This window comes from Oxalobacter formigenes (assembly GCF_002127965.1).
Taxonomy (GTDB): Bacteria; Pseudomonadota; Gammaproteobacteria; order Burkholderiales; family Burkholderiaceae_D; genus Oxalobacter; species Oxalobacter formigenes.
The window spans coordinates 1,660,530-1,685,895 of record NZ_CP018787.1 but is presented as its reverse complement, the minus strand read 5'-3'; the positions used below and the strand labels follow the sequence as shown (position 1 = coordinate 1,685,895).

General features: G+C 51.4%; 21 protein-coding genes. 15 read left to right on the top strand and 6 right to left on the bottom strand.

The window, feature by feature from the left end:
* Positions 1 to 305: 305 nt before the first annotated feature.
* A complete protein-coding gene (locus BRW83_RS08145) occupies positions 306 to 896 on the bottom strand; it encodes an HD domain-containing protein (RefSeq protein WP_005880179.1) in 591 nt (196 codons plus the stop codon).
* Positions 897 to 1,087: 191 nt separating this feature from the next.
* On the opposite strand from BRW83_RS08145, the gene BRW83_RS08140 reads away from it, so the two are divergent.
* Positions 1,088 to 1,609, top strand: coding sequence for a GNAT family N-acetyltransferase (locus BRW83_RS08140; protein ID WP_050757774.1), 522 nt, complete (start codon positions 1,088 to 1,090; stop codon positions 1,607 to 1,609).
* A 109-nt stretch (positions 1,610 to 1,718) separates the two neighbouring features.
* Here the strand turns inward: BRW83_RS08140 and BRW83_RS08135 are convergent, their stop codons facing one another.
* Positions 1,719 to 2,873 (bottom strand): RCC1 domain-containing protein, encoded by a 1,155-nt coding sequence (locus BRW83_RS08135; RefSeq protein ID WP_145814943.1) that lies wholly within the window; start codon positions 2,871 to 2,873, stop codon positions 1,719 to 1,721.
* 173 nt (positions 2,874 to 3,046) lie between these two features.
* Here BRW83_RS08135 and BRW83_RS08130 point away from each other — a divergent pair, with 173 nt between their 5' ends.
* Together BRW83_RS08130 and BRW83_RS08125 are read left to right on the top strand one after the other, a co-directional pair.
* Complete coding sequence (locus BRW83_RS08130; RefSeq protein ID WP_005880186.1) at positions 3,047 to 3,226, top strand: hypothetical protein; 180 nt, start codon at positions 3,047 to 3,049, stop codon at positions 3,224 to 3,226.
* Between the two features lie 43 nt (positions 3,227 to 3,269).
* Positions 3,270 to 4,454, top strand: a complete 1,185-nt coding sequence (locus BRW83_RS08125; protein WP_145814944.1) for a phage tail protein — start codon at positions 3,270 to 3,272, stop codon at positions 4,452 to 4,454.
* 216 nt (positions 4,455 to 4,670) lie between these two features.
* On the opposite strand, the gene BRW83_RS08120 is transcribed toward BRW83_RS08125, so the two are convergent.
* From BRW83_RS08120 to BRW83_RS08100, 3 genes are all read right to left on the bottom strand, one after another.
* Positions 4,671 to 4,928: a hypothetical protein gene (locus BRW83_RS08120; RefSeq protein WP_036602741.1), complete on the bottom strand. Its 258-nt coding sequence runs from the start codon at positions 4,926 to 4,928 to the stop codon at positions 4,671 to 4,673.
* 4 nt (positions 4,929 to 4,932) lie between these two features.
* Positions 4,933 to 5,187: a hypothetical protein gene (locus BRW83_RS08115; RefSeq protein WP_036602743.1), complete on the bottom strand. Its 255-nt coding sequence runs from the start codon at positions 5,185 to 5,187 to the stop codon at positions 4,933 to 4,935.
* Between the two features lie 1,074 nt (positions 5,188 to 6,261).
* Positions 6,262 to 6,999, bottom strand: a complete 738-nt coding sequence (locus BRW83_RS08100) for a LexA family protein (protein WP_036602748.1) — start codon at positions 6,997 to 6,999, stop codon at positions 6,262 to 6,264.
* Between the two features lie 505 nt (positions 7,000 to 7,504).
* On the opposite strand from BRW83_RS08100, the gene BRW83_RS08095 reads away from it, so the two are divergent.
* The 8 genes from BRW83_RS08095 (at position 7,505) to BRW83_RS08055 (ending at position 19,850) form a co-directional block, all read left to right on the top strand.
* Positions 7,505 to 8,752, top strand: coding sequence for a YdaU family protein (locus tag BRW83_RS08095; protein WP_005880197.1), 1,248 nt, complete (start codon positions 7,505 to 7,507; stop codon positions 8,750 to 8,752).
* Positions 8,753 to 8,849: 97 nt separating this feature from the next.
* Positions 8,850 to 9,446: a hypothetical protein gene (locus BRW83_RS08090; protein ID WP_005880200.1), complete on the top strand. Its 597-nt coding sequence runs from the start codon at positions 8,850 to 8,852 to the stop codon at positions 9,444 to 9,446.
* 411 nt (positions 9,447 to 9,857) lie between these two features.
* Positions 9,858 to 10,328 carry a hypothetical protein gene (locus BRW83_RS08085; RefSeq protein ID WP_231284469.1) on the top strand — a complete coding sequence of 157 codons (471 nt, stop codon included), beginning with the start codon at positions 9,858 to 9,860 and terminating at the stop codon, positions 10,326 to 10,328.
* On the top strand, positions 10,325 to 10,993 hold the full coding sequence (locus BRW83_RS08080) for a RusA family crossover junction endodeoxyribonuclease (RefSeq protein WP_005880204.1): 669 nt from the start codon (positions 10,325 to 10,327) through the stop codon (positions 10,991 to 10,993). Before BRW83_RS08085 ends, BRW83_RS08080 begins: the two co-directional genes overlap by 4 nt.
* 358 nt (positions 10,994 to 11,351) lie before the next feature.
* A complete protein-coding gene (locus tag BRW83_RS08070) occupies positions 11,352 to 15,221 on the top strand; it encodes a PAS domain-containing protein (RefSeq protein ID WP_005880206.1) in 3,870 nt (1,289 codons plus the stop codon).
* 297 nt (positions 15,222 to 15,518) lie between these two features.
* Positions 15,519 to 17,633, top strand: coding sequence for a pesticin C-terminus-like muramidase (locus tag BRW83_RS08065; protein ID WP_005880207.1), 2,115 nt, complete (start codon positions 15,519 to 15,521; stop codon positions 17,631 to 17,633).
* Between the two features lie 6 nt (positions 17,634 to 17,639).
* Positions 17,640 to 18,746, top strand: a complete 1,107-nt coding sequence (locus BRW83_RS08060; protein ID WP_005880209.1) for an RCC1 domain-containing protein — start codon at positions 17,640 to 17,642, stop codon at positions 18,744 to 18,746.
* A gap of 516 nt (positions 18,747 to 19,262) precedes the next feature.
* Positions 19,263 to 19,850 carry a tetratricopeptide repeat protein gene (locus BRW83_RS08055; RefSeq protein ID WP_005880211.1) on the top strand — a complete coding sequence of 196 codons (588 nt, stop codon included), beginning with the start codon at positions 19,263 to 19,265 and terminating at the stop codon, positions 19,848 to 19,850.
* 240 nt (positions 19,851 to 20,090) lie between these two features.
* Here BRW83_RS08055 and BRW83_RS11740 read toward each other — a convergent pair whose 3' ends face one another.
* Complete coding sequence (locus tag BRW83_RS11740; RefSeq protein ID WP_148424744.1) at positions 20,091 to 20,444, bottom strand: hypothetical protein; 354 nt, start codon at positions 20,442 to 20,444, stop codon at positions 20,091 to 20,093.
* 14 nt (positions 20,445 to 20,458) lie between these two features.
* On the opposite strand from BRW83_RS11740, the gene BRW83_RS08045 reads away from it, so the two are divergent.
* From BRW83_RS08045 to BRW83_RS08030, 4 genes are all read left to right on the top strand, one after another.
* On the top strand, positions 20,459 to 20,926 hold the full coding sequence (locus tag BRW83_RS08045) for a tetratricopeptide repeat protein (RefSeq protein WP_231284470.1): 468 nt from the start codon (positions 20,459 to 20,461) through the stop codon (positions 20,924 to 20,926).
* A gap of 211 nt (positions 20,927 to 21,137) precedes the next feature.
* Positions 21,138 to 23,057 (top strand): tetratricopeptide repeat protein, encoded by a 1,920-nt coding sequence (locus tag BRW83_RS08040; protein WP_005880217.1) that lies wholly within the window; start codon positions 21,138 to 21,140, stop codon positions 23,055 to 23,057.
* A gap of 7 nt (positions 23,058 to 23,064) precedes the next feature.
* A complete protein-coding gene (locus BRW83_RS08035) occupies positions 23,065 to 23,751 on the top strand; it encodes a tetratricopeptide repeat protein (protein ID WP_005880218.1) in 687 nt (228 codons plus the stop codon).
* 194 nt (positions 23,752 to 23,945) lie between these two features.
* Complete coding sequence (locus tag BRW83_RS08030; protein WP_005880219.1) at positions 23,946 to 25,160, top strand: tetratricopeptide repeat protein; 1,215 nt, start codon at positions 23,946 to 23,948, stop codon at positions 25,158 to 25,160.
* Positions 25,161 to 25,366 lie beyond the last annotated feature (206 nt).

The window sequence follows — 25,366 nt, the reverse complement described above, 5'->3', positions numbered from 1 at the left end:
GTTTTTTGATATAAAAGTTTGTCCTGTTTCAATGCCCTCTTTTCAGAGGGCTTTTTTGTGGGATCGGTCAGTTCCTTTTTTACGGTATGGACGGCCTGTTTATCCGGGATGTGAATGGGGAAGACAGGTGTTTGTTTTGATGTTTGTCTCTGATGAAACCGGTTTTTGAAATCGGCTGGTTTTGCTGTGCGGATTCGGCCTGACGGGGAAGGCCGATGGGATCACGATGTTGAACATATCGTTTTCCCGGATTTTGTACCGCTTGCTGTCTCAAGATTGTTTGTTTTGTTTTCGCCTGAGTCTGATCACGGTTCTACTTGTTTTCCGTGAGCACCTGTCTTTTCCCGGACATGGCTGGCGGTTTCCGTGTCGAGTATGTCGCGCAGTTGTCGCAGGAGGGGATGGCCGGTGAAGTAGGGCTTTCCATACTCGAGATTGAATTCGTAGTCGAAGTCCGGGGGATTTTTTCCCTGATTGTGCTGGATGATGGTTTCGGCTTTGTCCAGCGCCTTGACGAGCCGGGCTTCAGGGCTGGTATTGTCATTGTATTCCTGCCAGAGTGCGAAAAGTGTTTCTTTCTGTTCGGTTGGCAACAGGGACAGGACGTGTTTGACGTCGCGTTCCTCGGCGAGATGTTTTCCGGTTTCGTCAGGAAGGGCGGCGGCTGATATGTCGCCGATGTAGAGTTCTCCCAGATCGTGGATGAGACACATCATGAGGGTTTTGCCGATATCGACGTTGAATGAGGGCGCAAGGAGTCCGGCCAAAAGGGCCAGTCGCCATGAATGTTCGGCCGTGCTTTCCCGGCGTCCGGTTGACGCCCATGCTTCGCGCACGACGGATTTCAGGCCTTCGGCTTCTTTGATGAATTCGAGCTGTTTTTCGAGTGGTTCCATTTTGCTTTTGTTATGTTTTCTTTTTTTCAGTACGGGAGGGGAGTTTGTGCCTGTTGGTGTGGAACGCCAGACTGGCTGTGTGATGGCATGGTTTGATGGTAAGGTGAGTTCGTTTGTTTGTAAACAGGACTCAGCAGGATATGATGGAAGGAGCAGTGTGTCCGGTTTGTTCTGCAGACGGGATGTGGTTGATGGAAAAGGATGAAGGAACTTTGAAGGGCGGAGGTTTTTTGAAGATCGTTTCTTATGAGAATGTGTACCGGGATCAGGTGATTGCGCTGGTTTTGTCGATTGAAAATGATGAGGCGAAGGTGGGGTTGACGCTGGCTGACCAGCCGGATCTGGAAGATATCGATACCCATTACGGTGCCACTGGCGGTGGTTTCTGGGTGGCGATCGACGGTGAAAACCGGGTGATTGGTACGCTTGGCTTGCAGGTGAGGGAAAAGGCCTGTGGGGTAATGAAGAAGTTTTTTGTGGCGAAATCGTTCAGGGGGAAGGAATATGGGGTGTCTGTCGGCTTGTTTGCCCGTCTGATGGATTGTGCGGCTGAAAACGGTCTTGAGTCGCTTGTGCTGGATACGCCGGGGGTGGCGACACGTTCGCATGCGTTTTATCGCAAGATGGGGTTTGTTGAGATTACCCGGGATGAATTGCCGATCGATTATGTGTTTCCGGACCGGGATTCGCTTTTGTTTTTGAAAACCTTGTGAGGATGGAAAGCCGCTTGGGGGGTATTTCAAAACGGGTGAGAAATGTTTTTCACCCGTTTTTTGTTACGGCTTTGCCATGAGGACAATTTTCCGGGTCGGATGGCCGGTTTCAGTCGATCATGACGCTGGCATATTCGGCGAAGAGGTCCATTGCCGTCTGGTGCCAGATCATTTGCTGCGGCAGTTCGACCTTGACGGGGACATCGCTGTATTTCGTGCTGCCGTTGCCGAGCTGGCCATACTGGTTGGCTCCGGCTGCCCAGACGGTGCCGTCTTTTTTCAGGGCAAGGAAGTGGTGGTCGCCAGCCGCGATTTCGATGATGCCGGTCAGGGGGATCTGCCGGTATTTCGGGATGTGCCTGAGCGGACTTTTCGCCCAGTTCCAGCTCCAGACAGTACCGTCTTTTTTGAGGATCAGGAGATAATCCTTGCCCGGGGCGATGGCTTTGACGTGGTCGATGCCTTGCATGTGGACGGGACGGATCATGTTGTCGGTCAGGCATGTGCGGTGTGTCCTGCGGTCGGCTCCCCATTGCCAGAGCAGTCCGTCGGAGGTGACGGCGAAGGTCTGGCCCATGGTATTGGATATGCTGGTGATTTTGCGGCCCCCCAGGGCGTCGAGGTTGACTTTCAGCGGGAGATGCCGTTTTTCCGGGTATGAAGGACACCGGTTGTCGCCCCAGCCCCAGAAGACGTTGTCTTCATCGACGGCGATGGTGTGCGAGATGGAGGTGCTGGCCATGGCGACGTTGTCGAGTACTTTGGACGGGACGGACGAGTTGGCATGTATGATGTCGCCACGCCTGCGGCCGGGTGCGCCCCAACCCCACAGGGTGTTGTCGTTTTTGATGGCGAAGACGGTGGCGTTGCCGGATTCGATGATGCGGACGTTATCCATGACTTTGACGGGTCTGGAGATGTAGGCGGTCGAGGAATTGGTGTTCGGCATGATCTGGCCGAAGGTGTTGTCTCCCCATGCCCAGGCCGTGCCGTCTTTTTTGACGGCGTATGAGTAACTGACGCCAGTGGAGGCCGATACGCTTTTGGCGTTGTCCATGATTTTGACGGGTTTGACGCTTTTCTTTTTGCCGTTGGTGACATTGCCCCATGCCCAGAGCTGCCCTTCAGGATCGACGTAAAGGCTTTGGGTGGCACCGGCCGAGAGGCGTTTTCCAACGGGTTCATTGGCGTATGCCGGTTTTCCTGCAATGAGGAGGAAGGCAATCAATAGAAAGCTGATCAGGCTGGTTCGGTGAGGAGACATGGCTGCACCTTTATTCCTGTATGTTAAAAAAACGGTCATTGAATACGGAGCGGGTCAGGCTTATGTTAGATAGGCTTTTGTTTGAAGCGGTTCCGTTTCTTTCCATAAGTCAAGAATAGTGGTCACCCTGAAAAAGTGTTTGCACTTTATCAACATTTTGCAAATTTTCGAAAATGTTGTTTTATCCGAAAATAGGATATTTAAAGGGCTGCAAGGCTGTTTTCTCTGTTTTTTTGCCAGTTTTTAAAGACGGATTATTTTTTGCAATCAATGTGTTGCACAGGCTGACCGAAGAAAAAATGCTTGATAAAATACAGCTGTCGGGCGAAGTGCGCCCGAAAAAAGCCGATTGATTCAAACCCTGCTTCCGGGCGGGGTTTTTTTATGGGGAAGACGATGACGAGATTACCGGAAAAGGATGTGTTGTCGGGGACGAAAACGCCGCGGACCACGACGGGTGAGATGAAGCTCGCACTGGGCAGCTTGCGCGATTTTCTGGCGGAGTTGTTCGGGGAGGATAGTTCGGACAGGGATAAGGCGCGAAAGACGATGGGGATTGATTTGTCTGTTTTGGCCAGTCATGCAGATATGCAGGAAGTATTACTGGATAAGGCTGACAGGACAGAGGTTCAGGTGGCCCTGTCTGCCAAGGCGGACAGGGAGGAACTGGCAGCGCTTGAGGTGGAGATTGCCAAAAGGGGAAGGCCAATCGGATCAATCGACTATTTTGCGATGGCAGCGCTTCCGTCAGGGTATCTGAAGGCGGATGGGGCGGAAGTGGGGAGGGAAACCTATCCGGATTTGTTTGCCGCTATCGGGACGGTTTTCGGTGAAGGGAATGGGGAAACGACGTTTAATTTGCCTGATCTGATCGGAAGGTTCCCGCAGGGAAGTGCGAGACCGGGGCAGAGGGTTCAGGCAGGTTTGCCGAATATCACAGGCAAATTCAGGGCAAAGGCGGCTGCAGGAGAAATACCGGGTGGGGCGTTTTATGGAATCGGTAATATAGGTGGCGGCAGCAGTGACAATTCAGCCCCGAATTATGAAGAAATCGGTTTTGACGCTTCAAAATCAAACCTCATCTACGGCGCATCTGACACCGTACAGCCAGCAGCCCTGACCTTGCTTGCCTGCATCAAGGCTTTTGATGCGGCAAGCAATCCGGGCCTTGTCGATGTGGCCGGGCTGGCCAGGGATGTTCATCGCCTGTCACAGGCAGTCGATAACAAGCTGGACAAGACAGTCAATGACGTCCGCCTCCGATATGTTTGTGATGCGCATCGTAGTGATTGTGGCTGGTACCGGAAATGGTCGGATGGCTGGGTGGAACAGGGTGGGATCAGCCCGATGGGAACGATTTCACTCTTGCTGCCTTTTGACAGTACCGATTATGTCGCGATGAAGCAATGGACGAATACTGGCGTCACAAGTGTCATAACGACAAATACCTCCCGGGTATCTGACCTTGTTTGTGTAAGGAGTAAAACAACCACGTCTTTTTCTGCGGTCGACCCGGGGTTTATGACGGGGCAGATTGGATGGTATGCCTGCGGGTATGCCGGTTCATCCGATAATAGCTGAAAAACGGGATGCCGGTTTTTTTCAGGGAATCTTTGCCGGATTTTTTTTGTTTATTATTAAATACTTGAACAACTGTTTAACAAAAACTAATCAGTCACATTTCAATGGATGAGGTGGATATTTTTATAGCGGTGTCGGAAATATTCCGATTTGAAGGGAGGTTCCGGTGGGGACGAATACCTGGATGGTATAACCGGAAAAAGGAGAGGTCTGTTTTTACTGGTCGTTTTCCGTTTCTTCTTCCATAAAGGGGCCGAGTCGCTGGATACGTTCAAATGGAATGTCGTATTTTTTCATGAGTTCTTCAAGGTCGTTTCCTTCTTCAGCGATGAAGTGCCGGTCAACGCCCGCCATGGGTAACCAGACAATGTAACGGCCGACTACGGCGTGAATCATGTGAAATTCCATTGTGCAGTTCTTTCCAAGGTCGGTGATGTAAGGTTTGTGTCGTATCAGTATGTCCCATTTTTTCATGTTTTTATTCCGTCGATGAAGTTTTGTCAGGAGGATCTGAACGGGCGCTTTCATACATGTGTTCAAGACAGGCGTCTGCACTTTCGTCGATAAGACGGGTGACGGCGGCAAGAACTTCGCATTCTTCTGCGGATAAGCCCCTGTTGGCTTCTATGGCCAGATTCAATACGACTTCGACGATTTTTCGGGCATCGTTGACGATGGCGAGTTTATCGATATTGACGACTGTTTTCGGGGGATTGGAATCATGGCTGGTCATGTAAAGCTCCCGTTCATAGTGACCCAAAAGCGGGGTCGGGCGGGAGCTCGTAACCGTCGTAACCAACCGGCAGGCTTATTCCTCCACAAGGGAGTGTTTTATTTAGCCGTACTTCCGCCCGTCTGACAGACGAACAGAAACACTTGAGTTGCCTCAAGTTTGGTTACAGGTGATTACGAGCACCTTGGCCTGTAATGTACCGTGCCTTTTAGCTTATTGCAAGTTTGCAAACGTGAGGTTTTCATTAGAGCGGGATGGCGGGGTTTGATTCCACTTTCAGATTGATTGCCGACAGGATTTGCCGTGAAAGACCGAAATGGAAAGCGAATGACCAAAAAGCTGCCTTTTTGTGGCTTTTGTTCTGTTTTGTGCAGGTTGGTGAAGTGGATTTTTATATCGTTTTTTTTGTCAGTAATGCTGTTTTTAAACGGGGTTCATTTCTTTTAACGGTTTTGCCGATTTCACTTCGGAAAAGAAAACACAGGATGGCTTTTCTGGTGTTCGCCATGTGGTATGGACTGGTTTATGTTGATCGACTGAAAGTTTATACGATAGGTCGCGAAAGTGATTTTTCAGTTCGAAACAGGTTTTGTCTGAAAGGGCCAATGAATGGAATGAACAGGAATTTTTCCCCTCTTTCCATTCGTTGAATACACCGCTTGAGACGAAGCCTGAAGGGTGGTTACGAGGCGTTACGATCGCCGTATTGTTAATGTACATCAGTCCGGCAGATTAGCGCAATAATCTTTCAGTATAAATTTTTTTATTTAAAAAACAGGTGCTTAAACCATAAAATGTTGATTTTTGGAAATATAGTCGATTGTGGTTTCCAATCAGTCCATTATCGGATTTTTATGCTTTCAGGAAATGGGATCGAATGGATTTTCGGCGGATGCCTGAAAACAGGGACAGGATTTTTCTGATGAAAATACTTGCCGGATGAAGAGGTGTAAAGCCCGGATAAACAGGTTTTTTTCCGGGAAGACCGGAATAAAACCTGTTATTGACAGATGTAAAAACAACAATGCTTGTCTGGCTGTTTCCGGCAAATGGCGATTTGCCTTTTTTGCAACATCAGTCTTCTGCCGTCCATTTTCCGATGACGACTCCGCATATGGTGGCGCTGGCATGGATATGGATGATCCTGTTGGGCCAGGACGGATTCAATGCCATGAGCATTCTTTCACCGTTCGGTTCAACGAGGAGTTGTTTGAATGTTGCCGTATGGTCATCATCGAGGCGAACGACGACCATGCTTCCGTTCCGGGCTTCACGACAGGGGTCGACGGCAATGTAATCGCCGTCGTTGAACGATTTGTCATTACCGGGGTTGTACATGCTTTTTCCGACGACTTTCAATACGAAGGCATGCTGGCTGTGCTTGAAAGGGCAGGGAATCCATTCTTCGGCATCGCCCGGCGCAAAATTGTCGATCGCTTCCGTCCAATTACCTGCCTGAACCCATGAGATGAGCGGGAGCTGTCCGATTTTGTCGGGAGGAGGCCCAAAATAGCCGCGAGTCGTGCCCATCGTTCTTTTGGGGGCAGGCGAGGGTTGCCTGATATCCATGTCGACACGGATGCCATGAACGGTTTCTTCACCGTAGAGATAACCCACGGGCACGTCGAACGCGTCTGCAATGGCACGGAGGTTTTCTGCTGTTGCATTGACTTCGCCACGGCGAATCCGGCCGATGGTGGTCTGGCCTATTCCTGTTTTGTTGGCCAGCTTCATCTGGGTTCCCAGATGTGGCGTTTGTTTCATGAGCTGGTCAAGTCGTTCAGCAACGATTTCCTTGGATTTTCTCTTCATAAAGCGTGTTATGTCCCATTATTTGAAGCCTGGAAACAGACCTTGTCTGGCTTGATGCGAGGCCTTATATGGTCTATTATAGCAGATATCACATTTATACAACTTTTATGGTCTGTGACGTACCTGGATTTACAAAACTATTTTATTAATAAAGTTATAAAAAACAATAATTAATCGTGTTTTTTCATCTTTTGTTTTTATATTTCATATATTGCTTTTCGAAAAATTAAACGATCAAACAACCATATGAAGGTTGAGAAAAATCAAATAGTAGCGCTATTGGATCATCTGCCTCTGTCTTTTTGGGGGGCCTCATTGAATGACACCCTGTTTTTTTCAAGAATCGAATAATGAATTTTTCTGTTTTTTTCAAAAAAAGTCTTTTCCGGTCTGTTGGAGGTTTCAATTTGCCTGTTTCAGGAAAACGGTTTGTCCAGGCAGCCATTTCCGAATGGATGAACTGTCCTGACAATATGAAAAGGCACAACAGACACAGGAGGACACCATGAATTTTTACAAGCATTATATCGGCGATTACCAGCGCGATACGGGACATTTGAGTTTGGCCGAGCATGGTGCGTACCGGTTGATGCTGGATGCATTTTATGCAACGGGAAAACCTTTGCCAGCCGATAAAAAAGCCCTTTACAGGCTGCTTCGGGCGGCAACTCCCATTGAACGCAAGGCGATCGATTTTGTTTGTGCACAGTTCTGGGAAACCACTTCGACCGGTTTGACCAACGCCCGGGCAGCTCTTGAAATTGGAAAGGCTCTTAAACAGGCGGAAATCAACCGGCAGATTGCACTTGAACGGGAAAAAAGAAAACGTCAAAAACTGGAAGAAATACCGGCTCATTCTCCATGCATCAAAACCGGAATGGAAGAGCTGGTCGGAAAGGGGGCTTTCTTTGATCCTGTCCATGAATCTGACAAAGTGTTTGAAGTGTGCAGAGTGAATAATACGCATATCGTTTCAGCGTTGCAACCATTTTCGTGCACGAACCGTGCTACGGATGGACCACATCCGGTTGAACCGGAAGGGGGTGTGGAGAGTGGTTCGTCTCGTGAACCTATCCATAGCCATAACCATAACCATAACCATAACCAGAATGAAAAGGGGTGCGGCAATCCGGCAACATCGTTTCCGGAAGGGGATCAAGCGGATTTTTGCGGAGCTGCTCTTTGTGACGAAGATGAAAACCCAAGTGATGACGGACCGGCTCTTTTTTCTGACGACAGGCACGCCGATATGGCTTTCGATGAAACGGATGGTTTTTCCGGCAAGGATTTTTCAGGTGGTGTCAAAGACGGGCCGGGGGCGGATGTTGCGCAAACAGGCGAGGACGCTTCCGGTAAAACGAAGAAGGATTGCGTTTCTCTTGCAAAGGCAATGCGTGAGGCGGGAATTGTGGCGGCTCCGGGAGATCCTCGTCTGATGGAGCTGGCAAGGCAGGGAGTGGATGTAGATACGGTTGTGGCGGCGTGTTCTGAAGCGAGAAGGGCCAGGCCTTATGAAAGGATCGGAATGGCTTATGTGGTGAAGATTGTCGAACGCTGGGCGAGAGATGCCAATTCGATTGAAGTACGGGGTGCGCGTGCTCATGGACGGGTTTGTGTTCACGAACAACGCACGAAAGCATTGAACGAGTTGACTGGACGACAGCCCGACGGGATTGCGCCTTTTGTTTCCGGAGTTCCTTTTACTCTGGATGGTGCAGTCACGATGATTGGAGAGGATGACGGTGAAAAATGAAAAGGCCGGTTTGTGGGTGTTCCGGATTTTTCCTGTTTTTCTTTAATGGTGAGTGGGTTTCAGGGGCCGATGCCGGTTTGCGGGAAAAGGAAATGCGATGGGGATAAATAACGGGAAATCAGGCAAGACGGTATCGGTTGCCGGGATCGAGGCGCTTTTTTCGGAATTCGAGGCACTTTACGGGGGTCGTTTTGCCGATATGTGGCGGGGAACGGATATTGCTTATGTGAAGTCGCTCTGGGCGAAAGCCTTGTCGGGTTTGACGCTCAGGGAAGTCCGCTTTGGTCTGGATCAATGCCGTTTCAAGCCGTGGCCCCCCAGTTTGCCCGAGTTTTTGGGACTGTGCCGTCCGCCTCCCGATCCTGAAAAGGCGTTTGTAGTTGCGCAGCGTCTGATCTCCTGCCGTCAATACGGGGAGGATGTCTGGCCGGACAAGGCCCTTTACTGGGCGGCTGTGGAGTTCGGTTTTTTTGATTTGCGATCTATGTCCTGGCAACTGGCAAAGAATCGCTGGAGCCGGCTCTGGCTGGAAAAACGGGATATGGAAGCCGTTTTGCCTCCGGTGCCGAAGGCATCTTTGAAACTGGTTCCGCCGGGACAGTCTTTGACGGATGCGGTAACGGCAAAAAAGCACCTGGCACGGCTGAAACGTCTGACGATGGGAACGGTGGAAAGGGATGTTGGGGATGAATGACGGATGTTTATGAAGGGCAAGGCTCGTTTTATGAAGGCCCGGTGTGAAATACATCAAGCGTAACAGTCATGACGGCATGATTGCCATTTCAGACGTTGGCAGGGACGCTACAAAGGGCACGTGTTTTTTTATCTCACGTGCGAAAAGTGCGGGTTGCCTGTTTTGCGCTGGCAAGGTTAAAAAGTGTATTGAGTGACGTGTTTTTGTTTTTTTAATTGGTGTTGCGTTTTTTTTGTGAGTTTTCCCTAGGGAGAATTTTTTATAACGAATGGGCCTGTAATACGCAGGTACTTGAGATTATACCGGATTTTATCTGAAAAGTGTTTTGAAGTGGATTGAATTTGAAACAGTTTTTTTTGAATTATCAAAATTAAAACAGTCGGTGCAAGCCGTTAAAGAGTGGGAGGATGAATGATGAGGAATCGGGGATCGGACAGGAATGGAGTGTTTTTGGCCGGTAATGAGACCAGACAGTCGCAATTGGCCAAGACGGGAAAATGTTCCCGTTTGATTCATGAACAAAAGGACAGGATCGAAGCCGCTCTCGCACGTTGCCAGATGACGATTTCCGATCTGGCTTCCGAGCTGGGACTGTCAAACGATACGATTCGCAATCGTATCAACGAGATGGTGATCGAGGGGCGTGGTGTGCGTGTTGCGGGGTGGCGTGTTCTGGATACGACGATGGTGCGTATCTGGGGTGTCGGTTTTGAACGGGATGAACCGAAGCCGGTGAGGGTGCGGGTTACCGCTATCCGCAAACGCCGCAAGGCTGAGAGTGAGCATCATCGGGCTTTGACGCCTGCCATCGGTCCGGCTGCAGTACGTTTCCGTCGTGAAGGCATGGATGAGTGGCTGTTCCGTATTCAGGAGTTGAGATGATTGAGTTGACGCTGCCGTACCCGATTTCGGCCAATCGTTACTGGCGTACTTATTTACCCCGCGGATGCGCTGCGCCGGTTACGACTGTTTCTCCGGAGGCCAGGGCGTATCAGAATCGGGTCAGGAGGGCGGCCCGGGAAGCGGGGGTTCTTTGCCCTTTTCCCGGACGGGTCGCGGTTTCGTATGTGTTGTACCCGAAACGTCCGCTTGACTGGGTAAGACGTCAGAGGATGAATCCGGCGAGATGGGACGATTCGGTGCAGTGTATGGATCTGGATAATGCCCAGAAGGTGCTGTTCGATGCGATGGAAGGGATTGTTTACGAAAATGACAATCTGATCCGCCGTATCGAGGGGGAAAGGGCTGTGCCCGATGGTGATGCGCGGGTTCTCGTGACGGTGGAGCCGATTGAAGATCTTGTGGAGCCGGTGGCGGATGACAGTCAGGATGTGGATGAGGCATCCGGAAATTTGCCGCTGGATAAGCGGTTTCTGGTGAATTGTCGCGTGATGACCCCGACGGGGAGGATGGCCAGGGTTCGCCGTTATCTGGTCGGGTCGAGCAAAAAGGATCATTTCGAGAGGCTGATCTGTGAATATGCCGATGGAAAAAGGACAAATGACTGGGTGACGTTGCAGCCGCAGTTTCTGGTGAAACTGGATTAGGGCATGGGTGGAAACGATGGTGTTTTGTTTGTCGCAGGTTTTTTGCGGACTATTTTTTCATGAACGGGGCTTTGGCCCCGTTTTTTGTTTTATAGCCTTGTGGAAATATTCTACAATGGGAAAAAGACTGCCGGTTTTATTTTTCTCGCCTGTTGACGGTACCGGGCGATTTGTTTCGGTGCCCGGTTTTGTTCTGTCGTCTGAAGTGGTTGAAGACTGTTTTTGAAACAGGTTTTTTGACAGGACTGAAAAAGCTTTTCTGCCGTTTGAATCCACAATTTCACAATTGCTGCTGTTTTTCCGGTTGGCCGATGCCGGTTTTTGTGATTTTCCCCGGATATTTTGTTAAGGTTCCCTGATGATGAACGCTCGAAAACATGCTGCGGAAATGACGATTGACGCTTTTTTGAAGGCGCTTCTGGTTAAAAGGGATGTGGATAAAGCCCTGTCTTTTCTGGATGAGGATATTTACTGGACAGAGGCATTGATAGCGTATGAAGCGAGCGGACTTGATGAGGTGGCATCGGGTCTTTATGCGCTGGTTGATTCGGTTCCGGATAATGACGGGGTGGTGGCCCGGTTCGAAAAGTGTCGGGAAGTGGGCAGCGATATGGTTGAACTGTCGGGCACATCCAGATTGCTGTTTTCGTCAAAATCATCGAATCTGGCGCAGGCAACACGACATATTGTCTTTTTGTGCCGCAGGTATGGTCCTGAAAATGTCGATGTCTGGAAGATTGTTTCGATGCATATCTCCATGATCGATGACGTTCCCGACGGGAAGTTGTATGTGAACAGCAATGCCACTTTTCCCCGTCTTTTTTCTGCCGACCATATCCATAACGAGTCGTTCGATATTATCCGCCGCAGCATTCCGGGCGGGATGATGGCAGGTTATCTGGAAGAGGGGTTTCCGTTTTATTACGTCAACCAGAATATGCTGGATTATCTGGGTTTCGATTATGACGGTTTTGTCAAATCGATAGACGGCCGTGTGATTAACGGGATTCATCCGGACGACCGTAAACGGGTTTGCCAGGCGGTGGAGATGGCGTTTTCCCGGGGCGAGGAGTATGAAGTCCAGTACCGTATGGAAAAAAGCGACGGTTCTTATATCTGGGTGAACGATATCGGCAAGAAGGGGGTGTCCACAGATGGACGTCCGGTCTGTATGTCGGTGGTCAGGGATGTGACGGAGGAAAGGCAGGCCAAAGAGCGCCTTGAACGGGAAATTGCCGAAAAAAAACGGCAAACGGATATTGTCGAGAACCTGTTTCAGACGGTGATGTGCGGTATTGTGGAATACTGGCTGAATGCAAATGGCACTGTCACGTTTGTCAGGGCCAATCAGGAGGCGATCCGGATTTTCGGCTGTACGCCGGAGGCATTCTGGGCCAAAAAAGACTGGAATATCGTTTCCCTTGTTGCCGAAGAAGACCGGACGATGATTTTTTCGCAGGTGGCGAAGCTGACGCACCCGGGAGCCAAGATCAATTACGAGTATCGCCTTGTCCGAACCGATGGCTCGAAGTGCTGGATTATCGGCACGGCTGAAGTGATGGCCACGGACGGGGAAAGTGTCTGTATCCGCAGTGTTTATCTGGATATCGATCATCGCAAGAAAGCGGAGCAGGAAAACAGGACGCTTTTGCAGATGAACAAGGGCACGAGCGAGATGCTTCGCCTCGTGCTTGCGGGTACGTCGATCAACGAGTTTTTTTATTATCCCGTCGATCGTTACATCGTTTTGCCGAAACGTCTGTGCGAGGCGTATGGCTTGAACGAGCGCTACGACGATCTTCCGGGCGGTTTTGCCGACGAGAATGTTTTCAGCGAGGATGTTTCCCTGTATTACGACATTTATAAAAGGCTTGATGACGGCATGTCGCCCGTGACGGGTGAATTCCGACTTAAAGACGGAAAAACCTGGATACGCCAGACCCTGTCGGTTGTCCAGTATGATGAAAAAAACCGTCCGGCTTATGCCATCGGGATCGTGGAAGATATTACGAAGTCGCACGAAATGGAAATGGCACTGGATTATGCCCGTTCAAGGGATGCGCTGACGGGACTTTACACGCGTGAAACCGGTTTGCGGATGATCCGGCAGATTATGGATACCAAGCCGGTGGATCAGGTCTGTGCGCTGATGATTCTGGATATGGATGATTTTGCCAGGATCAATCAGGAAGAGGGCAGTGTTTTTGCCGATATGGTCTTGCGTGAGGTGGCGGATATTCTGGAGGCGAGTATCGGGGTGGACGATATTGCGTTGCGCCTCGGTGGCGATGAGTTCATGCTGTTTATCCGGGATTGCGACAAGGCAGGGGCAACCGTTATCGGGGGGATGATCGCGACAAAGGTAACGGAGCTGTTTTCGAATGCCGGGAGTGGTCTGGAGATTTCCGTCAGTATCGGGATGTGTGTGACGGCGGTGGTCAACGAGTTCAGTGGCTTGTACCGTTGTGCGGAAAGTACCTTGCAGTATGTGAAAACGAATGGCAAGAAACGGGCGGCCTGTTATCTGGATACGTCCAATGAGCTCGGTGTGATGTTGACGCAGTTGTATCCCGATTCGCATTTGTTGAATACGATCGACAGTTTCGGTTCGCCCGGGACGGAGAACCTGGCTGATCTGGCGCTGGAATTGCTGGGCAAGGCAAAACGCCTGGACGATGCGGTCAACCTGTTTCTGGCCAAGCTGGGCAAGCAGTTCGGGCTGGACCGGGTGTCGATTGTCGATATTGATCACGATTACCAGAGTTTTTCCTATACGTATCAGTGGACGCGCCGGAAACAGGATTCTTCTCTGGACGGTCTTTTTTATCTGAAACCGGGCAGGATCGCTTCCCTGCCGGATGAATACGACGCGGACGGTTTGTCGGAGACGGCGTTTCATCCGGACAGCGGTATGGCGTCCTGCCTGCGCAGTGCGATCTGGGATGTCGGTGTTTGTGGAGGGGCTTTCTGTTTTGAAGTCGCCGCCCCCGGTTTTGTCTGGACGCCCCTGCATAAAAAGACCTTGAAGGAGGTGTCTCAGGTCGTTTCGTCTTTTATCATGAAGGCCAAGTCGGATGCCGTCAGTCAGGCGAAGACGGATTTCCTTTCCAGGATGTCGCATGAAATCCGTACGCCGATGAATGCGATTGCCGGGATGACGACGATTGCACGGTCTGCTCTCGATGATCGGGAGAAAGTTCTGGATTGTCTGGTCAAGATCGAGCAGTCGAACCGGTATTTGCTGAATCTGATCAATGATGTGCTGGCCATGTCGCGTATCGAGAGCGGCAAGGTGGAATTGAATCCGGAACCGGTTTTGCTGGAAGAGGTCGCGATTTCGCTTGACGACATGATGCGTTCCCAGGTGACGTTAAAGCAGCTTGACTTGCGGTTTGAACGGCATTTTCCGACGGGACGCCCGGTTTATCTGGATGTGCTGAGGTTTTCGCAGGTGTTCATCAATATTATCGGCAACGCGATCAAGTTTACCGAACCGGGTGGGTCGATTATTGCGCAAAGCACGCTTGTCGATGAAAAGGATGGGGTGGCGTATATCCGTTTTTCGGTGACGGATACCGGTATTGGCATTGCGCCGGAAGCGATCAGGCGGATTTTCCGTTCTTTTGAGCAGGGATCGAAAAACACGTCGATGGCGTATGGCGGAACGGGTCTGGGACTGGCGATTTCAAGCAATCTGGTCAGGATGATGGGCGGGACGCTCGAAGTGAAAAGCCGTTTGGGGGAAGGATCGGAGTTTTACTTTACCTTGCCTTTGCCGTTTGCCAGTGTTTCTGATGTGCTGCCTCTAAAGCGTTCTGAAAAAATCCAGCTGGACAAAAGGGATTTTTCCGGCAAGCGGGTGCTGGTGGTGGAAGATAATGAAATGAACCGCGAGATTGCCATATCGCTTCTGGAAATGCACGGGTTTGTCGTGGAAACGGCGGACAACGGCAAGCTGGCGGTTGACGCCTTCCTGTCGCATCCGGCGGGGCACTATGACGCTATTCTGATGGATGTGCGCATGCCGGTGATGGACGGCCTGGAAGCGACGAAGAATATCCGTATCTCGGGCAGGGAGGATGCAAGGAGCGTTCCGATTATCGCCATGACGGCGAATGCTTTCGATGAGGATACACGCCAGTCCATCGCCAGCGGCATGAACGGTCACCTTTCCAAACCGGTCGATATGACCCTGTTACTCGATACGCTGGCGGAGTATCTCGTGTAAGGCTGTCACGCCTTCATAAAAAACGGCAAATCAATTTGCCGTTTTTTTTATGCCTGAACGGATGGCAGGGAGGGATTTGCCACCCGTTTTTTGGGCGAACAGGCACAAGGTTTTCGATTTCGGATGGGTGATATGGACACATGCTGAAAAGAGTCCTGTTTTTGCCTGTAAACGGAAAGACCGTTATTTATGTCTGAAAAGGGCATAAACGAATGCGTAAAAAACAGATATTTATTCTATCAACACCCGGCATGACTTCGGAAAAGCAGACATGCCCCTAAACGAAAGGAACTTTTTATGAACCCAAACAACCCCTTCGGCATGGAAATCGACGACGATGGCCTGCCGAAATATTCCCCCGACCGCAAGAACATTGCGGCTTACCATATGTATAAACTCGGCCTGACCGACAAACTGCCCGACCCTGAAGACACGCATACCCCGTTTTTCCGGACGCCTTCTTATTATGCTGAAAAGGCACAGAGGGAAAGACAGGCACAGGCGGGTTTGAGTCCGAAGGTTGAGGGAGAACCGGGCAGGATCGACCCGGAAAAACCGGATTCTCCGGATTTCTTCAGCAAGTATCCGATAAACGGGGATGAGTTTGACTCCGATAAAAAGCCGACTTTTCAGGCTCCGTCGACCGGACAGAACCCTTTTTCTGCTGACACACACGATCCTTATGGACAAATGGGACAAACCGGGCAAAAGGAAAAAGACACAGCTTTCGGGCAGCAAGAGGGAAAAGGACAAAACAAAGAAGCTTTTCCACTGGATACAAAGGCGTTCGGGCGGCAGGCGCTGGGGCTTATTTTCGGGGAGATGAAGCCGGTGGTTCCCACGGACGGCCTGGATGGTGGTTTGCAGAAACAGCCATTTTCCGGAACGGGCAGGATGGGCGAGCCGCAACAGTACGCCAGTCCAAAAGAGCCGGTTTCACCGGGGACGCCGGATACTTCTGAAAAGGGTGTTGATTGGTCGGGACAAGTCTGTCCATCGGCAAGCCGGACACGGCCTGTTGAGTTGAATCGGCCGATGCCTTTGCCGGTACAGGGGGATGAAAGTGGAAACAACATGTCGTTGCCGCTGGCCGATGAAGCAAGCCGGGCGATTCAAGGAAAATCGGACATGCCTGACACGCCTGACATGTCCGCACGGGTGTCGGATTTGAGGAACCCGGCAGGCTATCAAACGCTTGAGTTGAAATCGGGTGAAATGGAAAAAGATGAAGGCTCATGGTCGTCAGGACTGTTTCCCTTGCTGTTTTTCAGGCCGGAGCTGATTGGAAAGGGGGATTTGTCGGCCGGGGCGATTGAAGCGGCCGGTTTGACGGGTATGGAAGCGGTGCCGGTTCAGGATGCGGTTTATCCGGAAAAAGAAGAAGCACCGGTAGATCATGCCGCCGATTTGGGAAATGAAACAGCGCGTGGCTGGATGAATGAAGATGCCTCACAATCAGGCACTCAGCAGGAAGCTGGTGCTTTAAAGGATGGGGATTTTTCTCCGGATAGTCTGGAAGCGCCTTCTGCCGGGGAAACAGCAAAAAGAGCATTAGGGTCGGCTTTTGCGAACGACAACAGGGCTAATCCCGGTTTTGCGCCCATGCAGGTCGCTATCCTGTCCCCAAATCAGTTCAAAATGCTGCCCGGGCGAAGGGAAGTGCCGGTTGAAATGACCAACAGCATCAATTCTGACCTGACCCGGCTTAACCGGGGATGGGCGATTGGCATCAATTTCACGGTGGTTTCCCGGTTTGAAGGAGGATCGCATCCAGAACCCAACATCCCGATTTCCAATAAAGATCTGAACGAAGAAAGACGACTGATAGCAGAAGACAGGAAAAACGGGACGAACAAGGCCCAAAAAATGAAGTGGCCAAACAATTCTGGTGTGACGGTCGGTTGCGGTTTCGATCTGGGACAGCTGGCATCGGGGGAGGCAGGCATGGCGACATTGAGAGACTATGGTTTTCCCGAATCGTACGTTCAAAAATTCGCACCGTATCTGGGCAAAAAACGGGTGGAAGCGGATGATTTTCTGAAAACACACAAGCTTGTCCTGAGCCAGGACGAAATCAATACGGTCAACCGTCTGGTCATGACCCAACAGGCAAAGGATTGTATCGGAAGATGGGACGAACAAATCGCCCTGATCCGGAAAACGAATCCGCGCGCGCCCTTTTTCCATGAGATGAATTCCACGCAACAAACCATTGTTTTTTCCCGTCATTATCATCAGGGGCCCGGATGGTATCAAAAGGACAGTAATAAAGCGGTTTACAATGCTATGGTCGATAATGACTGGCCCACGGTGAAACGGCAATTACACGGGCTAATTAATCGTTCGAAGCCAGAATGGCTCAAGAACCGGTTTAGAAAAGAAGAAATATTTTTGAAAAAAGGAAGCAGATAGCATTTTATGAACAAGTCCATACATCTATCCATCGGTTTCATGTTCTGCATAATGTTCTGTCTTTTGGCATCGGGAAATGTTCTGGCTCAGGAAAAACATGTTGCTGCAGGGACAGACCTTAGTCTTTATCTGGATCCCGACGGAAATGTATGGACATGGGGAGATACGAAATTGCCCCGGGACATTAACAGGCGCATTCCTTATATAGTCATGCAGAACAGTCGGTCTGTCTTGGGCAGTACAGAACAAAAATCGTTCGTCATCAAAAAGGATGGCTCACTTTGGGGCTGGGGTGATACCAGTTATGGTCAAATGGGCATCATCCTTGAAACAAACGACGGATTTCTCAATACTCCCCGCAAAGTCATGGAGCAGGTTAAAGACGTATCCGGTGACGGAACCATCTTCGCCCTGAGGCTGGATGGTACGCTCTGGGTATGGGGAAATGCAAGCATACAGCGGGGCGACAAGGGCAAAAAGGACTGGACAACTCCCCACAAAGTGATGGACAACGTTGAAGAGGTGAGTTCTACTGGATATCACACCGTCGTCCGGAAAAAAGACGGCAGCCTGTGGGCGTGGGGCGACAACCAGTGCGGCGCTTTGGGTACCGGCGATACGGAAGAAAGCGTCAAACCCGTCAGGGTCGATGTGAAACCATTGGGAAACCACAAAGTCGTCCAGATCGCCACCCGATGGGGAGAAACTTACCTTCTGGCCGATGACGGGACGGTCTGGTACTCGGGTGAATATAATATCCGGCGGGAAGGCTGTCTTGATCCGCTTCATCTCGTTCCGACAAAACTGGACACCATCGATAACGTCAAGGCCATTGCCCTCGGCCAGTTCCATGAACTGTACCTGAAAAAAGACGGCTCCGTCTGGGCGTCGGGTTACGGCGTGGCAGCCAGGGCTCCTTTTGAGACCGTTCCGACAGGGCTGGGCAAGGTCATGGATGGCGTCGTTGAAATCGCAGGGGGGCAATCGCACTCCATCGCGCTGAAAAAGGACGGTACGGTCTGGACGTGGGGTGAAAACGATTTGGGACAGCTGGGCAATGGCACGAACATCGGTAGCGCAACGCCTGTTCAGGTGCATTTTACGAAGCCCTGATTCTCACCTGTGCTGACAAGACAGCTGTCTGGACTTTTTTTCATTTTGTTAGTATGAGGGGATGCTCTTTTATCCATGCACACGCATGATCCCTTTTTCTGATTCTTCGTTTTGGCACTCACGGGAGAGCCGATGTTTATCGGAATGCACGGAGCTGACGGTCCGGTTTGTTCTGTTTCCTGTTTGCCCGCGTGTGATGACGTGACGGGCTTTTACGGGATATTCAGGTGACTTTGACTGTCGCCTGAATTCGTTCAGAGATGGCCAAAAGGTTTTCCTGTCGGTTTCGTGATCCGGAAGGGGCTGTTTTTTAAGGTTTTTTTGTTTTCCCTGTCTTTTTCTTTCCTTTTTGTCTTTTTAAGGCATCACTTTTTCCGGTTCGGTGGTTCTTGTGTGAAGAGTGTCGTACACTCATCTGTATTGACTGGATGTCAGTTTGACAACTGTTTCGCGTTTTGCCCGTTTCCGGCTGTTTTTTTGCGGCGGAAACAGTGTTTTCCGTGAAAGGATTTGAACATGGTTCATACAGGTTTTTCCGGGCAGTCCCGTCCGTTTTCCGGATGGATGGGGACTTTTCTGTTTCTGGTGTTTTGCCAGCTGGCATTGGCTGCCGGTGCGATGGCGGCGGACCCGGAAAAGAAAGCGGTGGCTTCAAACGGGCAGCTTTCGAAAAATGTGGCATCCGGGGATGAGGATGTGTTGCGCGATCTGATGGATTTGAAGAGCAATGCGGATTCGGGTGATGTGTCCGCCCAGTTTGAGTTGAGCCGCCGTTACTTGAACGGGGATGGCCTTGAGCAGAACGATGATGAGGCAATCCGCTGGCTCCGTATGGCGGCGGAAGGTGGTTTGCCGAGGGCGCAGGCGGGTCTGGGCTGGATGTATGCGGCGGGCAGGGGGGTGAATAAGGATGAGACGCTGTCTTTTTCCTGGTATGAACGGGCGGCGGTTGCCGGTTTTCCTGTGGCGCAGTATATGCTGGGCCGTTATTATGAAAAGGGTATCGGCGTCGCCAAAGACCGTGTGCTGGCTAAAGAGTGGTATGAAAAGGCGGCAGCGCAGGGTAATGAGAAAGCGAAGAAGCGGTTGCAGGACTGGAAATGAGCGCAGGATGATTCCGGTTTTAAACGAGCGGTCTGAAATGATGTTTCAGGCCGTTTTTTTATGGGTTTTTTTTATGAAGGTTTTTGCATGACGCGAAAACCGGTTTTGGCTGTTGTATGTAACGGACAGTTTCAACTGTTTTGTTTTGCCGGATTTGACTGTTTTTTCCCGTATGGTTTTTATTCTGAAAAAAGGATGTTTCCCGGATTTTTCCTCACGGCATTTTTCGATGCCGTTTTTTTATGTTTCCGTGCGGAAACTATGTGTGTTTTTTTGGCGGGTTTTCACTCGGGATAATCGTTTTTTTTCTGGCAGATTGGTTTGATAATGGTTTAGTATTCCACTTGAACGGATCAAGTGTTTTGCCGGTGCCGGTAGTGTGGAGTTTGTTTGATGTAAACGGCACGGGTGAACGGAACGGCTGGCGGGTTTGAAAGTCTGATTATCTGACTGTCGTGCGCTGGGCAGGTTGGTTGCCGGTTTTTCGGTGCCTGTTTGCGACGATGCCTTTTTTATGGAAGGGGATAAGAATGCTTTCAATGAAATTTTCCGGTCGTCGGGTGTCGGCTCTGATGGCTTTTCTGATTTTGCCATGCTGTGTTTTTTTCATGTCTTCGCCAATGGCTTTGGCGGATGGGGCGGCTGCTCCGGTGGCAGTGACGTCTTATGCGCAGCAGCCGTTGAAGCTGGTGCAGGAAAAGGCTTCTGACGGGGATGGGTCTGCCGAACTTGAACTGGGTTTGCGGTATGTTTTCGGCTCTGACGGGGTCAAAAATGTGCCGCTCGGGGTTTCCTGGATCAATAAGGCGGCTCTAAAGGGTATTCCGCAGGCGGAGCATGAGATGGGGTCGCTGTATCTGATGGGGATTGGCGTTGCCCAAAGCAATGTGATGGCTGTGGCCTGGTACAGGAAGGCGGCAATTCAGGGTTACGCCCCGTCGCAAACGGCGATGGGGTATGCGTATGAAGAAGGGGCCGGGGTGCCACAGGATGCGGATCTGGCCCGTTACTGGTTTGACAAGGCGGCGGCACAGGGAAATGGTATTGCCGTGGAAAGCCTTGAAGGAGGGATGTAGGCTCCGGCATGGAGTTTCGGGCTTGCATTCTTTTCACCTGATTTCAGACCGGCTTTTGGCCGGTTTTTTTTTGGAAGCCGGATCGGGTGTGCAGGATTTTTTCGAAAAAGCAGACCGCTGATATGGATTGTTCCGGGAAAAGTATGAAAAGATGGAATGAGGTGAGGGGATTGTCCCGTTTGATGGGGCGTTTGCAAAATTTTGTTCAGCAATGAAGTCAGTTTCGCATATGGGTTTTTATCGTTTCAAAAGTTTTGTTTTTTCAGTTGTCGTTTTTGCGGCAGGGTGTGCATGGGTACCGTCTGTGTCGTTTGCCGGGCAAAAGGATGATTGCGCCTCTGTCGGGTGTTCCGATACGACGGTACAAAAGGACGGGGATCTGGAAAAAATCAGGCAAAAGGCGCAGCAGGGCGATGCAAATGCGCAGATGGCACTGGGTTTGCGTTACCTGATGGGGAACGGCCTTGCCGCAGATGAGGTTCTCGCGCAGGAATGGTTTTTGAAGTCGGCACAGCAAAATAATGTGGTGGCGCAGGTGGCGCTGGCGACGATGCTGGCTTTCGAGAGTGACAGGCAGGATCTGCCCGCGGCGGCGATGTGGTTTTCAAAGGCGGCTGATGCCGGAAACGTTCAGGCGATGTCGGAGCTGGTACGTCTTTACGAGACGGGCAGTGGTGTGACACGCGATATGGCGAAAGCCGAAGAATGGCGAGTCCGCGCAAAAATGCGCAGTGATGCCGTCAAGCTGGAGCGGGTGTGGAAAATCGCTCTGGCCGATAAGGCGCGGTGGATGAGGAAAACGTCACGACCGGTGGAGCTTGCCGCTCAGGATGGCGTTGCCACAACAGCGGCAAGGATTGATGTCGTTGCGTTGAAGAAGGCGGCTGAAAACGGTGACGATCATGCCCAAACCTTGCTTGGTGCTTTGCTGGCCACTGGCGACGGGGTGAAAAAGGATGAGAAAGCCGCGATCGGCTGGTTTGAAAAAGCGGCGGATTCGGGCAATACTCAGGCGCAGGCTGTTCTGGGGGAACTTTATGGATTGGGCTGGGGTGGCTTGAAGAAGGACGAGGCGAAGGCGGCCAAATGGATGGAGAAGGCGGCGCTGGGCGGTCTGGTTGCTGCAAAGGCGGCGTGGGGCTCGATGCTCTCGCAAGGTAAAGGGGTGGAAAAGGACCCGAAAAAAGGTCTTGAATGGTTTGTTCAGGCGGGCCAGGACGGTGATGGACGTACCCGTCTGTTGATGGGGATGATGTTGATCCATCAGAACCGGGATGCGGCCGCACAATGGTTTTATGGTGCGGCTGAGGTTGGCGATGAAGAGGTGCTTTCCGCTTTGGGAACGTTTTACGGCTGGGGAAACGGCCCGGTGCTGGATGAAAGCGAGAAGCTTTCCGAGGTACGCCGTTATGCCCAGCGGGACGAGTCCGAGGCGCAGCAGATGATGGGTTTTCTGTATGGCGAAGGCTGGGGTGCAAAGCGTGATCCTGTAAAGGCGGAATACTGGTTTGACAAGGCAGCTGCCAGCGGCGATGTGGAAGTGTGGTTGCCGCTTGGGCTGTTGTATGCCGAAACGGGGCGTGACGATATGGCAGCGGCCGCTTTTGCCAAGGCGGTGGCTTCGGGCGGTTTCGGGCTGGCCAATGACGGGGAGTTGCTTCAGCTGATTTTCGTCGATTCGGAGAAGATGCCGGATGTGGGGAATGCCCTGAAACGTCCGGCTTCGGCAAAAAAAACGGCTTCCGGTGCCAAAGAGCCGAATGGGGGAAAAAAGGCTGGCGTAAACGACAAGGACGGGGTTGCCAGTGATGAACGGCTTGTCCGCGTGGCGAAGAAACGGGCTTTTGTTCTGGCCGAAGCGAAAAAGGGCAATCCGGCTGCGCAGTTGATGATGGCCCGTATTCTGAAAGAAGGTTGGGGGGTGAAGAAGGATGAGGAGGCAGCAGCGTCTTTGCGTGCTGACGGTATCAGGGGGATGTGTGCTGCCCTGAAGGACAAGGCGGAGGAAGAGCCTTTATGTTCGAATGAAGGGGACGGTGGAAACGGTGGCGTTTTGCCGGATGCCGCTTCAGTCGACAAGGCGGATGTGAATGATTCGACGGTGTTTAAGGCGAGACAGGAGATGAACTGACGGGCTTATGAAAAATCGTTTCGCGAATGTTGTCGATGCTGTGATGCTGGCCTTTCTGGTTTGCGGGTTTTTTGTGCCTGTGATGGCTGTCGATACCGGTTCCGTTTCCTTTTCGGATGAGCGCAAAAGGCGCGATGCACAGGAAGAGACCATCCGTATTCAGGAATCGGTTCAATTGCTGGACATGGCGGCCAGAGAGGGGGAGCCGCAGGCCATGGTGTTGCTGGGCATGATGAGCGATGTCGGTTTTCCGGTAAAGCGCGATCTGGATCGTGCGATTGGCTGGTACGTCAAGGCGGCGGACAAACAGTACGGGAAGGCATGGTTGCCACTGGCGTTTGCGTATGCGGAGATGGGTAACGATGTGCAGGCGGGGTTCTGGTTTGAAAAAGCGGCCGGATTGTATCGGGAAACGAATGCGGATGATGTTCTGGTGATGGTTTTCGGGGCCGGGTATCTGGCGGACTATATCGGGAAAGACCAGTTTGCACAAAGGCAGGAAATCAACAGGAAACGCCTGATGTGGCTTGAAGGGCTTGCCGCGTCGGGTGATCCGGTAGCCTGTTCGATGATGGCGACGGTTTATCGCGAGGGGCTCGGGGTGAAAAAGGATGTCAGACGCGGCGATCTCTGGTGCAAAAAGGCAGTGACGACAAATCGGGAAGGGATGGTCGTGGAACGGTTCTGTTATTAGTTTCCGTAACAGGTAACGCTTAAAAAAAAACCTGAAAAATTATAAAAATAACAATAAATATAATTTTAAAAAAGTACTGTATAAATAAAGAAGTCATGGAATTGTCCCCATGGGTGACATCTCTGACGGGATGTTGGAGCAGAGTCGTCTGGCAGCTATAAAACACTGTCAGCCGGCAGGAAAGGTTTTTGAGCGTGGTACTGATGAAAAAAGGGGTTGCGTTCGCGCTGGTGGCTCTTGGGAGCATACTGGTTTGTACGGCCTTGGCCGGAAGCGAAAAGAAACTGGACGCCTTGCTGGCGATGCCGGTGAAAGAGACAAAGGTTTTTGTCGAATCGAATGAAGAGCCGTTGTTTGTGATGTTGAAAAGCTCGTTGTCCGAAGAGACGGATGAAACTGTCGGGAAGCCGGTTGTTTCGGAAAAGACGGCAGAGCCGGGACAAGACAATGACGGTGAAACAGGGGGAGCCTGGATGCAGCAGCTGCGGCATCAGGCGGATCAGGGGGATGCGAAATCCGCTTTCTGGCTGGGCCGGTTCACGGTTGAGGACAGCCGGGACGGGAAAACGATTGACGAGGGCATCCGTCTGATCCGGCGTTCTGCCGAAGGGGGATTCGTGCGGGCACAATTGTATCTCGGCACGCTGTATGCCAATGGGACTCATGTGAAGGCTGACCCGCACGAGGCGGAAAAATGGCTTTCCAGGGCCGCAGGGCAAGGTTCTCCGATGGTTCAGCTTTATCTCGGCCTGATGTATGGTCATGGCAAGGGTGTTCCCCGTGACTTGAACAAGTCGCTTTTCTGGGTGGAAAAGGCGGCGGACAGGGGCTTGCCGCATGCGCAGCTGGCGCGTGGGCTTTTTGCGTCGTTTTCCCATTATTATCCCCGGGATGATGAAAAGGCCGTGCTGTATCTGACGAAAGCGGCAAAGCAGGGGATGCCGATGGCCCAGTTTTATCTGGCGCTGATGTATCAGCGTGGCCGGGGTGTCGAACAGAGTAACGAGCAGGCCTTGCACTGGAATATGCTGGCGGCGGAACAGGGCTATCCGGATGCCGAGTATGCGATGTCGCGGATGGCGGAACTCGGTATCGGGGTGACGGCCGATAAGGCATGGAGCATGATGTGGCTGGATCGTGCCGCCCATCACGGGATGCCGCTGGCGCAATATTTGATGGGCATGGCCTATCTGGAAGGAAAATCGGTCCCGCAGGACTTGCCTGTTGCGGCGGCATGGTTTTACAAGGCGGCGATGCAGGGAAATGCCGATGCCCAGTTGCGACTCGGTTATATGTATGCCAGGGGAATCGGTGTTCCTGTGGACAAGCCGAAGGCGGTTGCCTGGCTTGAAAAGGCCGCTTCGGCTGGCAATACGGTGGCCGGGCAGTGGCTGAAACAACTGGATTGACGGCAATCCGGATGCGTCCGGAACCGGAAGAGATTGGTAAAAAAAGGGGCGTAAAGCCCCTTTTTTTGATGGTGTTGATGGAAGATGAAACGGGTTTGCCGGGGTGATGGGGTATTGGGGTGTAAAATATTACCTTGCGGTATTTTTTGCGTTGCTGCATTTGTTTTCTTTTTTCTTTTTCAGCTGATTTGCCCGTGTGAAACGAG